General features: G+C 68.9%; 8 protein-coding genes. 5 read left to right on the top strand and 3 right to left on the bottom strand.

The annotated features are described in order from the left end of the window. Positions 1–13: 13 nt before the first annotated feature. Positions 14–3,079 carry a glycosyl hydrolase family 28-related protein gene (locus tag AC1RJ5_RS21220; RefSeq protein WP_493115552.1) on the bottom strand — a complete coding sequence of 1,022 codons (3,066 nt, stop codon included), beginning with the start codon at positions 3,077–3,079 and terminating at the stop codon, positions 14–16. A 158-nt stretch (positions 3,080–3,237) separates the two neighbouring features. Between AC1RJ5_RS21220 and AC1RJ5_RS21215 the strand changes: the two genes are divergently transcribed. Beyond that, positions 3,238–3,765 carry a gluconokinase gene (locus tag AC1RJ5_RS21215; protein WP_260396174.1) on the top strand — a complete coding sequence of 176 codons (528 nt, stop codon included), beginning with the start codon at positions 3,238–3,240 and terminating at the stop codon, positions 3,763–3,765. Positions 3,766–3,893: 128 nt separating this feature from the next. On the opposite strand, the gene AC1RJ5_RS21210 is transcribed toward AC1RJ5_RS21215, so the two are convergent. After that, positions 3,894–4,571, bottom strand: coding sequence for a FadR/GntR family transcriptional regulator (locus tag AC1RJ5_RS21210; protein ID WP_184168485.1), 678 nt, complete (start codon positions 4,569–4,571; stop codon positions 3,894–3,896). A gap of 43 nt (positions 4,572–4,614) precedes the next feature. Further along, positions 4,615–5,955: a GntP family permease gene (locus AC1RJ5_RS21205; protein WP_493115549.1), complete on the bottom strand. Its 1,341-nt coding sequence runs from the start codon at positions 5,953–5,955 to the stop codon at positions 4,615–4,617. Positions 5,956–6,273: 318 nt separating this feature from the next. Between AC1RJ5_RS21205 and AC1RJ5_RS21200 the strand changes: the two genes are divergently transcribed. The 4 genes from AC1RJ5_RS21200 to AC1RJ5_RS21185 all read left to right on the top strand — a co-directional run bounded on the left by AC1RJ5_RS21200 (position 6,274) and on the right by AC1RJ5_RS21185 (position 13,307). After that, the gene (locus AC1RJ5_RS21200) at positions 6,274–6,504 is read left to right on the top strand and encodes a helix-turn-helix domain-containing protein (RefSeq protein ID WP_269576481.1); all 231 of its coding nucleotides are present in this window, start codon (positions 6,274–6,276) and stop codon (positions 6,502–6,504) included. A 64-nt stretch (positions 6,505–6,568) separates the two neighbouring features. Further along, complete coding sequence (locus tag AC1RJ5_RS21195; RefSeq protein ID WP_493115547.1) at positions 6,569–9,559, top strand: glycosyl hydrolase family 28-related protein; 2,991 nt, start codon at positions 6,569–6,571, stop codon at positions 9,557–9,559. Between the two features lie 116 nt (positions 9,560–9,675). After that, entirely contained in the window at positions 9,676–12,669 is a 2,994-nt protein-coding gene (locus AC1RJ5_RS21190; RefSeq protein ID WP_493115545.1) for a sensor histidine kinase, read from the top strand. Next, the gene (locus AC1RJ5_RS21185) at positions 12,666–13,307 is read left to right on the top strand and encodes a response regulator (RefSeq protein WP_493115543.1); all 642 of its coding nucleotides are present in this window, start codon (positions 12,666–12,668) and stop codon (positions 13,305–13,307) included. Before AC1RJ5_RS21190 ends, AC1RJ5_RS21185 begins: the two co-directional genes overlap by 4 nt. Positions 13,308–13,338: the final 31 nt, after the last annotated feature.

Genomic DNA, 13,338 nt, shown 5'->3' with positions numbered 1-13,338 from the left:
CCGCCGGGCCGGTTCAGGGACGGGCCGAATAGAGGCCGTGATGCGCGAGGATGAGCAGGGTCTTGCCGTCGGTACCGCCGAAGAGGAGCTGCAGCGGACGCTCGGGCACGGTGATGCGGCCGAGCTCGCTGCCGTCGACCGCATAGACGAAGACATCGCCGTTCGCGATGTAGACACGCCCGTCCGGCCCGACGGCGACGCTCTCGCCGCCGCGCGGGGCGAAGGGCTTGAGATCGGTGACCGCGCCGCCCGCGCCGAGCAGGCCGGTATAGGTGCGGTTCTCCGAGCCGTTGGCGAGGTGGACGCGCTCGCCGGGCTTGCCGGTGACCCAGCCATAGGTGTCGAGCGTATCGGAGAAGCGCCAGCCGAGATGGTCGGACGGGCCCTGCTGCCAGACGCGGAAGGCCGGCAGGCGCAGGCTGCCGTCGGGCGAGACATATTCGCGCGGCTTGGGCACGGCCATGTCGCGCGCAAACATCTCGGCGAGGGTGGTGAAATGGTCGGTCCTCGCGTCATACTGGTCGCGGAACTCGCCATTGTTCCAGAAGCTGCCGGGGAGCGCGACCTGGGCGCCCTTCCCTTCCTTAACGGCTGTCGGCTCGATCAGGCGGACCTCGGCGGGCCTGGCCGGATCGATGCTGTAGACGGTGGCGGCCGGGCCCATCGAGGACAGGACGAGCAGGTGGCCCGAGCGATCGACCGCGAGGTTGATCGCGTCGAGCGGGGCGTCGGCGGCGATGGTCAGCCCTTCCTTCTCGGACCAGCCATGGATGCGCTGGAACGGGCGGTCGATGAAGTAGAGCTTGCCCGTGCCGTCCACCGCGCCGCCGCCAAGTGCGCCGAAGCCGGTGGCGAGCTGGGTTACCGGGGCGAGCGAAGGCGTGGCGGCGGGCGTGGGTGCGTCGGTCACGTCGAGCACCGCGAATTCGCGCTCGCGCACCTCGCCGCCGCGGGTCACGTCGACGATCGCGTTCGAATAGGGATATTTGCTGGCGCGCAGATAGGTGCCGCAGCCATTCGCGTCGCAGGTCGAGAAGCCGCTCTCGGCGTTCACATGGACGTTGCGGAAGCGGATGTTGGTCGAGTTGGTGAGCTTGACCGCCGCCGGGGCCGGCTGGAGCGAGCGGGTGACGCGGTAGCCGTGGAAATTGGCGAACAGGATGTCGCCCGAGTTGCGCACCTCGAGCGCGACGGTGTTGCGGCTCTCGCCGGCTTCCTCCTCGGTCTGGGGGGCGAGGAACTCCCAGTTGCGGACGCGGTCGAGCACGATCTCGGCACGGACATGATGCTCGGCGGACATCTCGTAGACGAAGCCGGGGGTGTCGGTGTCGGAGACGTAGAGGCCGGCATGGGCATAGGTGTTGGGGGTCCACAGCCCGTTGAAGGTGCCGCCGCCGCCATCGGTGACCCAGAGGCTGGAATATTGGCCGTCCCAGCGCTTCTTCGGGTCGGCGTCCGCCGTGTGGTTGGCGTTGTACGGATCGAAGCGGCTGCCGTCGGCGAGGTTGGTGCCGTGGCCACCCTGGAACTTGACGTCATCGACCAGCGACTTCGTGCCGGCGCGCCAGAGCAAGGCGGTGGCGCGCGGGTTCTGCCCACCGGTGAACAAGCCGAGGCCGGAGACGAGCGCGTCGCCGCCCTTCGCGCTCTCGATCAGCGCCCTGGCCGGGCCCACGCCGCGATAGGCAGGGCTGTCCTCGGCGAGGACGATCTGGGTGAGGCTGGGGTGGAGGCCGATCAGCACGCTGTCGGCACGCAGCTTCAGCGTGTCGGTGACGCGGTAGAAGCCTGCCGGAAAGTAGAGGACTCGGTGCGTATCGATCGCCTTCTGAAGGGCGGCGGTGTCGTCGGTGGCGTTGTCGCCCTTGACGCCGAGGTCGCGGACACTGGTCCAGCTGGTGACTGCCGGGAAGGCGCGGATGGCGGGGTCGCGGCGGGCTGGGAGCTTGGGCAGCGCTGCTGCGGCGATGCGGGTTTCGTAGCGGCCCGGCTGGTTCAGGCCGGCAAGCGTCAGGCCATAGGTGAATTCCTTGACCCGGTAGTTCGGCCCCGAGCCCGCCACCGTCTTGCCGCTGTCGCGGAAGCTTGCGAAAACCGGGGTACCGCTGGCCAGCGCATTGTCGAAGCCGATCTGAGTATAGGCATTGCCTTCGTTGCTGATGACGACGCCGGCCCTGGAGACATTCTCGAAGCGGACGTCCTTGCCCCACAGCCAGTCGCCATAGCCGCGGTCGATATCGATGCCGACGGGCGTGTTGCGGATGACGGTGTTGACCAGGGTCAGCCCCGCCTCATGCTCGCGGATCGCCGCATCGCGCTGCCCGTCGAAGCTGGAATCGAGCAGCGTGTACTGCCAGGCGGGCGAGGTCTTCTCCGCGAGGATGCCGTAGCGCCCGCCATGGAAGCGCAGGTTCATGCCGAGATTGCCGACCTGGTAGATGCCGGCGAGGCCCGAGCCGAGATGGAAGTCGATATGCGCGAGATAGCTGTGCTGCGCGGTATGCTGGCGCACCGCCGTCGCCGCCGGATTGCCCGCGCCGATCTCGAAATCGACATTGGCCAGCGCGGAATAGAAGGTGCCCGAATTGGCGTCGGCAATGTCGGGATTGAACGGCACGCTGGTCGGCGGCGGCACTGGGACCTTGCCGCGCAGCGGCACCCCGCCTGCCCCCGGCGCCGCGCCGTTCGGCTGGTTGCCGGTGAAGAAGACCATGCTGCCGACGCCCTGCTGGAAGCCCGGCGTATTCGGTGCCAGCACGAAGACCGGCCGCGTCCTGCCCACCCCGAACAGGCGGACGCCCGGCCAGATATAGATGGTGCGGGTAATGCGGTGCCGGCCCGAGGGCAGGAAGACGATGCCGCCGCCGGGCTTCGCCGCCGCCACATCGATCGCGGACTGGATCGCGGCGCTGTCGTCGGTGACGCCATCGCCCTTCGCCTTGACCAGGACCGCGGCAGGATCGTTCGGCGCCGTCGCATAGACCGAGACCGACCGGACCCGCTGCGCCTGGGCGGGCATCGCGGACACCGCCACTGCGATCACCGACGCCGCGGCGCCCCATCGAATCCCGCCGATCATGCCGGTCCCCTCTTTTGTTATGGCCAATCCTGACACGCGGATACGCGCGCGCCCAGACCCGGACGACCGCGACAAAGGTCGCAATGGTCAAAGCGCCCGCATGCGAACATCTAGCGTCCTGTCCGAAGCCGGGGAACGACGTGAAAGCGCAGCCAAAAATGACCGGATTGCTCCCCTGCGCGGTCGTCGTGATGGGCGTGAGCGGCTGCGGCAAATCGACGCTGGCCAGCCATCTCGCCACCTATCTCGCCGCCCCGGCATTCGAGGGCGATGATTTCCACTCGAGCGAAAGCGTCGCCAAGATGCGCGGCGGCCAGCCGCTCGACGATGCCGACCGCTGGCCCTGGCTCGACCGGCTGGGCGCGGCGATCGGCGGCGCGGTGCGCGAGCGCGGCATCGCGGTCGCCGCCTGCTCTGCGCTCAAGCGCAGCTATCGGGAGCGGCTGGAACGTGCGGCGGGCGTGCCGATCGCCTTCATCCTGCTCGACGGCGAGCCAGCGGAGATCGCGCCGCGACTGGCCGCGCGCGCCGGGCATTACATGGCACCGAGCCTGCTCGACAGCCAGTTCGCAACGCTGGAGCGCCCGGACGGCGACGAGCGCGCGCTGGCGCTGCACTGCTATCGGCCGGTCGATGCGCTTTGCGGCGAAGTGTTCGCGTGGCTGCGGACAGAGCTTGGGTCGTAGGGACACATCGTCACCCTGAACTTGTTCAGGGTCCAATCCTCCACCCGCGAAGACATCCTTTGTTGTGCGTTGGATGCTGAAACGAGTTCAGCATGACGGTTTGGGGGTATTGGACGACGGTTGGGGCTTCAGGGCATCAGCCGCTTGCGGCCCTGGGACAGGTGCCAGCGCATCGCCAGTGCCGCGCCGTCGCCGTCCTGGGCGCGGATCGCGTCGACAACCGCGTCGTGCTCCTCCATCATCGAGCCGATCACCTCGGGCGGGCGCGATCGCGAGATGTCGACGCCAGCGCGCAATATGCCCATCACGTCATGCTGGAGATGATCGAAGGTGGAGATGAAGGCGCTGTTGCCCGTCGCCTCGGCGATGGCGCGGTGGAGCCGCCAGTCCTCGTCATGCGCCGGTGCGCTGGAGAGCAAGGCGGTGCGCAGCGCCTCGAGCGCCGCGTCGATCTCTTCCATCTGCTCCTGCGAGCGGCGCTGCGCCGCGAGGCGCGCGGCCTCGGCTTCCAGCACGAAGCGCACCTCATAGGTGCCGAGCGTCGCCGCCAGCCCGTCCATCGGCACGTGCGAGCCGAGCCGGGCGGAAGGCCGGCGCTTCACATAGGAGCCGGCACCGCGCCGCGCCTCGGTGATCCCGTCGGCGGCGAGGCGGACCAGCGCCTCGCGCACGATCGTGCGCGACATGCCGAACAGCTCGGCCAGCCGCGCCTCGGACGGCAGCCGGTCGCCGACCGCCAGATCGTCTTCGTTGATGATCCCGACGATCGCCGTATAGGCGCGATCGGCGAGCCTGCCCTCCTGCACGGCGCCTCTCTTCTTCGCGCCTCGATTTTCTCCAGGGCGCGTCTCAGACAAGGTAGCTGAGCCCCACCACCATGACCAGACCGGCGACCGAGATCACCGTCTCGAGCAGCGACCAGGTGCGGAAAGTGTCCGCCGTGGTCGTGCCCATATAGCCTTTGACCAGCCAGAAGCCGGGATCGTTGACGTGGCTGAAGAACACCGAGCCCGCGCCGATGGCGAGCACGACCAGCTCGGGCGAAGCGCCCGAGGCGGCGACCACGCCCGGCATGATGCCGACCGCGGTGATCGTCGCCACCGTCGCCGATCCGGCCGCCAGGCGGATGCCGACCGCGACCAGCCAGCCGAGCAGCAGCGGCGAGATCGAGTACATCATCACCAGCCGCGCCAGCAGGTCCGACAGGCCGGCAGTGACCAGCACCTGCTTGAGCGCGCCGCCCGCACCGATCGCCAGCAGGATCGCGCCCGCCGCGCCCATCGTCTCGAACCAGATAGCATCCTGGATGCTTTCCTCGCCCAGCCGCCGGCCGAACAGCAGCGGCAGCGCGAGGAGGTTGGTGATGAGCAGCGCGAGCACCGGATTGGCGGCGGCGGCGAGCAGGGGCGAATTGGCCAGCGCCGGCACCAGCTTGGCGAGTTCGCCGGTGGCGATCAGCACGATCGGCAGCAGCACGATGAACAGCGAGACCGCGCGGTGCGGCGGCTGCAGGTCGTGCACCGGGTCGCTCAGCACCGGTTCGGTGAGCTTGACGCCGGGGGTGACGAATTTGGCGAGGACGGGTCCGGCGAGGATCGCGATGGGGATGGCGATGATGACGCCGTAGAGCATGGTCAGGCCGAGGCTGGCCTTGAGCGCCTCGACCGCGAGCAGCGGGCCGGGATGCGGCGGGACCAGCGCGTGGACGACGCCGAGACCGGCCAGCGCGGGCATGATGAGCCGCAGCTTGGTACCGTCGGGATCGCCATTGTCGGGCATCGCCTTGGCGGCGGCGACGACGATCGGCAGCAGCAGCACGAGGCCGGTCTCGAAGAACAACGGCAGGCCGATGACGATCGCGATGCCGAGCGTCGCCCAGGGCGCGGCCTTTGGCCCGGTCAGGCGCAGCGCGCCGGTGGCGAGTGAGGCCGCGGCGCCGGAAAGGTGGAGCATCGCGCCGAGCGACAGGCCGAGCGCCACGACGAGGCCAGTGCCGCCGACGATATCGCCCACGCCCTTCTGCACCGCCTTGGCGGTGTCGGCGAGCGGCAGGCCGGCGAACAGGCCGACGGCGAAGGCGCCGACGAGCAGGCCGATAAAGGGATGGAGGCGCCAGCGGACGATCAGCAGGATCGCCAAGACGATGCCGGCGACCGCAGCGATTACCAGCCGGATATCCTCGCCGTTCATTCGGCGATCCCCTGGGCGCAATCGAACGCGAATCCTGACATCGTTGTCCTCCCCGGAAGTCCTCGGCTTTTTATCGCAAGCTCATTGGACACGCAGAGTTGTATGACAAGTTTTTGCAAATCGGCAACGAAAAAGGCTTGCTACCGTTACCAATTGGGGAACATATTAAAACCTGTCCAACCGATTCCATCAGAAGGAACATGGACAGGGATCGTGCAGAACCGCCGATCCGCGAGCATGACGCCATGCGCCTCGGGGAGAGGATCGATGAAGGTGACCGTTCAGGAAGCGAGCCAGAAGGCGGCAGTTTCGGCCGCGATGCCCCATCTGATTGATGGCGCGGGCCGGCCCGTGCATCTCACGCCGACCCAGCTCAAGGTGATGCGGGGCGTGCATTCGGGGCAGCTCAACAAGCAGATCGCCTATGAGCTCGGCATCGCCGAGGCGACGGTGAAGGCGCACATGACCGCGCTGATGCGCAAGCTCAACGTGCGCAACCGCACCCAGGTGGCGATCGCGGCGCAGAGCCTGGCGCTCAGCCAGGCCTGATTTCCCGGGCGCGGCCCTGCCCGCGCCCCATTGTCTTTCCATCAGCCCATTCCGGGAGAGGTTCATGAAGGCCTTCCGCCTGCTTTGCGCGGCCCTGTTGCTGTGCCCGCTTCCCGCGCCTGCCCAATCGACCTCGGTCTACCGGACCCAGCCGAACGATCCGCGCGCGATCACCGTGAAGGGCGTGGGCGACGGCCGCGCCGACGACAGCGCCGCGCTGCAGCAGGCGATCGACGCGGCGGCCGTGGGGGGCAAGGGCGGCGTCGTCTTCCTGCCCTCCGGCCGCTACCGGATCAGCCGCACCATCTTCGTGCGCTCGGCCGTGCGCGTGTTCGGCGTCGGCGCCACCAGGCCGGTGATCGTGCTGGGCGACGATACGCCGGGCTATGGCAAGGGCGTGGCGGCCATGGTCAGCTTCACCGGCGAGGACCAGTACCGCGTCGGCAAGGTGCCGGTGCCGCCGCCCACCAGCGTGCCGGCCAATCCGGACATCTATGACGCGACGTCGAGCACCTTCTATTCAGCGCTGTCCAATGTCGATTTCGAGATCGGCAAGGGCAATGGAGGCGCGGTCGCGGTGCGTTTTCGCGTCGCGCAGCACGGCTTCCTGCGCCATGTCGACTTCCATCTCGGATCGGGGCTGGCCGGCATCTACCAGGCCGGCAACGAGTGCGAGAATCTGCGCTTCTATGGCGGGCGCTACGGCATCCTGACCGAGAAGACCTCGCCCGCCTGGCAGTTCACGCTGATCGATTCCGAGTTCGAGGGGCAGCGCGACGCGGCGATCCGCGAGCATGAGGTTGACCTGACCCTGGTCAATGTCGCGATCCGCAACACCCCGGTGGGGATCGAGATCGACCGCGGCTATTCGGATTCGCTGTGGGGCAAGGACGTGCGCTTCGAGAATGTCGCCCAGGCCGGGGTGCTGATCTCGAACGAGAACAGCGTGTTCACCCAGGTGGGCTTCATGAACGCGGTGGCGCAGGACACGCCGGTCTTCGCCCGCTTCCGCGACAGCGGCCGGACGGTGGCGGGCCAGGGCCGCGCCTACCGGGTGAGCGACTTCTCCTATGGGCTCAAGCTGCCCGGGCTGGGCGCGATGGGCGCCTTCGCCACCGATGTGTCGATGGCGCCGCTGGCGAAGATGCCCAAGCGCCCCGCGCCGGCGATCCGCGCCCTGCCCCCGGTCAGCGAATGGGCCAATGCCCGCGACCTGGGCGTGAAGGGCGATGACGAGACTGACGATACCGCCGCGTTGCAGAAGGCGATCGATACCCACCGCGTGGTCTATCTGCCGATGGGCCGCTACCGGGTGACCGACACGCTGCGGCTGCGGCCGGACAGCGTGCTGATCTCGCTGCACCCCAGCCTCACCCATCTCTACCTGCCCGACGAGACACCGGCCTATGCCGGGGTGGGCAGCGCCAAGGCATTGTTGGCGAGCGCCAAGGGCGGCGACGCGATCGTCTCGGGCATCGGGTTGTGGACCGGCGGGGTCAATCCGCGCGCCACGGCACTGCTGTGGAAGGCGGGCGCGGCCTCGATGGTCAACGACGTCAAGATCCAGGGCGGCGGCGGCACCGTGCTCACCAAGGGCAGCCCGATCGGCTTCGGCGACCCCAAGGCGCGCTTCGACGGCCAGCATCCGAGCATCTGGGTGACCGATGGCGGCGGCGGCACCTTCGCGGCGGTCTGGTCGCCCAACACGCTGGCCTCGGCGGGCTTCTATGTCTCGGACACCACGACGCCCGGCTATGTCTATGAGCTGTCGGCCGAGCACCACTACCGGGCCGAGATCGTGCTCGACCATGTCGAGAACTGGGAGTTCCATGCGCCGCAGACCGAGCAGGAAGTGCGCGACGGGGTGAACGCGATCTCGACGGAGTTCCGCAACTCGCGCAACATCCTGTTCGCCAATTATCACGGCTACCGGGTCACGCGCTCGATCAAGCCGATGGATGCGGCGGTGAAGCTCACCAACTCGAGCGACATCCGCTTCCGCAACGTCCATGTGAACGCCGAGAGCGGCTTTGCCAGTTGCGACGACAAGGGCTGCGGCACCTATTTGCGGGCGAGCAAATATCCGTTCGAGAATGCGATAAAGGACGTGACCGGCGGGCAGGAAGTGCGCGAGCGCGAGTTCGCCCGGCTCGATGTCGGCGCGGTCGCACCAGGCAGGACGCCGGTGCCGGTATCGCCGGAGGTGCGCAAGCTGGCCGACGGCTTCTATTCGATCGCGGGCGCTGCGACGGATGCGAAGGGCAAGCTCTACTTCATCGACCGGCAGTTCCAGCGGATTCATGGCTGGTCGGAGAAGGAAGGCCTGACCATCGTCGCGGATGCGCCGCTCGATCCGGTGAGCCTGGCGGTGGACGCTTCGGGCCATCTGCTGGTGCTGTCCTCGGCCGGGCATGACGCCACGGTCTACAGCATCGATCCGGCCAGGCCCGGCGCGGTGCGGGTGATCGACCCGACCGCCGCCAGGGTGCAGGACGGCGCGGCGACGCTGCTGCCGGTCAACATGTGGGCCAACGGCGAGTTCGCCGACCGCATCGACCCGGAGACCTACCAGTTCCCGCCGATCGCCGACTTCTTCACCCGGGCGATGGCCACGCCCAAGATGCGCGAATATGTCTCGCCCGACGGGTCGCTGGTGCTGCCGGCATTCCGGGTGTGGAACCAGGGGCCGGACGATCACAATGGCTGGCGCTGGTCGGACACGCTGGACGCGCACGGACTGGTCGCGGCGCGGCCGGGCGAGCGGGTGACGCTGACCAACGGCTCGGAGAACCGCACCTATAGCGGGCTGGTGGGCGCGAACGGGACGGTGACCGACCTGCGCATCGTCGCGGATCGCGGCGGCGAGAGCGTGGCTCGCGACAAGGACGGCACGCTCTATGTCGCGAACGGGCAGGTGTTCGTCTATGACGCCGCCGGCAAGCCGGTCCGCCGCATCGACGTGCCCGAGCGGCCGCTGCAACTGGTGATCGGCGGGGCGGACGGGCGCACCCTGTTCATCCTCGCGCATCACGCGCTCTATGCCGTGCGCCTCTGACCCGCACCGCCGCGGGCTGGAGAAGGGCCCGCGGCTTTGCTATCGCTACCAGAACGGGGACGAACTGGGCGCGGGGCTGGATGATTTGGCGGGGGATCGTCGGCTGGCGGGGACGTTTGGCGGGTAGTGCCCGGGCGCTGCTCGCCGCCTGCCTGCTCGCGCCGATACCGCTCCAGGCGCAGGTCTCGCCGCCGGGGTTCGGCGGGCTGAAGCATGTCCGCTGGGGTCCCGATGAAGGCGCGCCGAACGGTGTCTTCAGGATCACCCAGACCCGCGACGGCTATATCTGGCTGGCGGGCGACGCGCTCTACCGGTTCGACGGAATCAGCTTCGAGCGGATCGACTGGCCCGCCGACGCGGCGCGGACACGCGTGGAGCCGACCGGGCTGCTGGCCGGCCGCGACGGCACGCTCTGGGTGGGGCTGGGCGGCAATGGCGCCGTGGCGATGTACCGCGGCGGGCGGCTCGTCGACATGCACCTGCCCGCCCCGCCCGCCTCGATCGGCCCGATGGCACAGGCGCCGGACGGCTCGATCTGGGTCGCCTCCGGACGGTTCGACACGCAGCTCAGGCGCCTGCGCGGTGGAAAATGGGAGTCGATCGGGGAAAAGCTGGGGCGGCCCGAAGGCGCGGTCATGGGGCTGGTGATCGCGCCGGATAGCGGCGTGTGGATCGCGCTCACCCACCAGGGCGGGAACAGCGGCGCCCTCGCCTATCTCGCACCGGGCACGACCCGCTTCCAGCTGCTGCCCGACCGCGTCTCGGGCAGGCCGAGGATCGCGCTGGATCCGTCCGGCGCGCTGTGGGTCTCCGACGGGACGGGCACGCGCATGGTGCGCGACGGACATGGCCGGGCGCCCGCGCGCGCCATCCAGTTCCCCTCCGCCCCCAATGTCCGCTCCGCCACGCTGAGCTTCGACCGGCAGGGCGGGCTGTGGCGCACGACCGCGGCCATCGGCATCTCGTACATTCCGTCGGCCGCCGGCGCGAGGGCAACCGCCTACCCGTTCGACGCGGCGAACGGGCTGACCTCGGACTTCAGCTATGAATCATTCGTCGATCGCGAGGGCAGCGTCTGGATCGCCACCGAGACCGGCATCGACCAGTTCCGCCGCGCCAGTGCGACGCAGGAACTGGCCATTCCGGCCGACCCGGTCCACGGCCTGGCGCTTGCCGGCGCCAGCGACGGCAGCGTCTATATCGAATCGAACGACACGCTGTTCCGGATCGCGCCGGGGGGAGCGCCCCGGCCGATCCTGAAGCTGGACGGCAGCAACCTGTCGATGTGCCGCGCCCGTGCCGGCGGCATCTGGATCGTCCAGAACGCCCGCACACTCCATATTGTGGGCGAGCATATCGAGACCGCACCAGGCTTTCCCGGTCAGGGCACATCGACCTATTGCGCCGAGGATGGCCAGGGCCGGCTGTGGGTCGCCATCTTCGGTGAGCCGCTGGTCTGGCGCGACGTGGGGGGCTGGCACCATGCCACCGGAGCGCTCGCGCAGCAGCATGTGTGGGACATGATCGCCACGCCCGCGGGCGGCATCGCCTTTACCGGCCGTCCCGACTTCACCACGCTCGAGGGCGATCGCCTCACCCTGAGAAAGGGCTTCGGCACCGCCACGATGCTCGCTGCCGGCACGCGTGACATCTTCCTGAGCGACGATCGGGGCCTGGTGCGCCTGCGCGACGGCAAGCTGACCCGGCTCGACCAGAGCCGCTTTCCCTGGCTGATCTGGCTGCGAAGCCTGGTGCAGACCGCGCGCGGCGAGACCTGGCTGGTCGCCCGCACCGGCATCTCCCGGGTGGCCACCGCCGACCTGGACCGCGCCTTCCAGGACCCGCATGCACCGTTGCCGCGCACGCTGTTCAACTCGCAGGACGGGCTGGTCAGCGCGGCCCAGCATGCAGGCTTTGCGGGCCTGCAGAGCACGGTCGCCGGCGACGGCCGCGTCTGGTTCCTCAACCGCCAGGGCGCGGGCTATTTCGATCCGGCGACGCTCAAGCAGAACGCTCTCCCTCCGCCCGTCACGATCCGTTCGCTGACCAGCGGTGGACGAAGCTGGCGCGATCCGGGCAGCCTGACCCTGCCGCCCGGCACTCGCGCGCTCGATATCGCCTATGCCGGTCTCAGCCTTGCGGTGCCGCAGCGCGTGCACTTCCGCTATCGGCTGGACGGCGTGGACGATGGCTGGGTGGATGCCGGCACCCGGCGCGTGGCCTCCTATGCCAATCTCGGCCCGGGCAGCTATCGCTTCCATGTGATCGCCGCGAACAATGACGGTGTGTGGAACCGTAGCGGTGCCGAGATCGGCTTCGAGATCCGCCCCACCTTCGTGCAGAGTTGGCCGTTCCTGCTGCTGTGCGCGGCCGCGCTGCTCGCGCTGCTCTGGCTCGCCTATTCGATGCGGATGCGCGTGGTCGCCAGCCGCATCCGGCTGCGCATGGCGGAGCGTTTCGAGGAGCGTGAGCGCATCGCCCGCGAGCTGCACGACACACTGCTGCAGGCGATCCAGTCGCTGACCCTGCGATTCCAGCTCGCGGTCGACGATCTGCCGGCGAAGCAGCCCGGCCGCCCGGCGCTGCTGCGGGCGATCGACACCGCCGACCGGGTGATCGCCGAGGGACGCGACCGGGTGCTCGACCTGCGCTCCCGCCAGGCGGCGGATATCGAGCAGGTCATCCGGGAGCTGATCGCCCGACAGGGCTTCGGCCCCGACGTCGAGATATGCGTCGCCATCAACGGCACGCCCCGCGCGCTGGACACGCCGGCGCTGGAGGAGACCGGCCGCATCGCGGGCGAAGCGCTGTTCAACATCTGGCGGCACGCCTGCGCCCGGCGCGTCGAGGTGGAGATCGACTATGGCGCGAGCTTCGCGCTGCGCATCGCCGACGACGGCGTGGGCATCGACCCCGAGCTCGCGGCGCGAGGCCGCACCGGGCATTACGGGCTGGCGGGCATGCGCGAACGGGCGCGGAGGCTGCGCGGAAGCCTTGTCATCCGCCCCTCGGCGGATCAGGGTACCGAACTGCTGCTCACGGTGCCTGGCGGAATCGCGTACAAGGCCGAGAAGCGCAGCCTGCTAGCACGCCTGTGGAGCCGTGGATGACCGTTGCCTCGCCTGGTGCCTCGCCGATCCGCGTCCTGGTGGTGGACGATCATCCCGTGGTGCGCGAAGGCGTGACCGGATTGCTGGCGCGGCAGGACGATATGGAGGCCATCGGCGAGGCATGCGACGGCCCGGACGCGATCGCGAAGTTCCGCGACCTCGCGCCGGACGTCACGCTGATGGACGTCCAGATGCAGGGCATGAGCGGCATCGAGGCGATCGAGAAGATCCGGGCGCTGTCCGGCGACGCGCGCATCCTGGTGCTCACCACCTATCCCGGCGATGCGAACGCGATCCGCGCGATCCGAGCAGGGGCATCCGGCTATCTGCTGAAGAACTGCGTCCGAAGCGAGCTGATCGACGCGATCCGTTCGGTGCATGCCGGGCGCCGGGTGGTCTGTTCCGACATCGCCCACGCGCTGGCCGAGCATGCGCTGGACGAGCCGCTGACGGACCGCGAGGCAGCGATCCTGCGCCTTGTTGCCGAGGGCCATCCCAACAAGCAGATCGCCTGGCGGCTGACCTTGTCGGTCGACACCATCAAGGCGCAACTCAAGACCATCTTCGAGAAGCTGGGCGTCCATGACCGCACCCACGCCGTGACGGTGGCGACGCGGCGGGGCTATATCGATCGCTAGAGCGTATCGAGGTTTAGCGCTTCCTGTTCCC

Source organism: Sphingomonas sp. GW822-FHT03G08, assembly GCF_058801135.1.
This window is presented reverse-complemented; position numbering and strand designations above follow the sequence as displayed.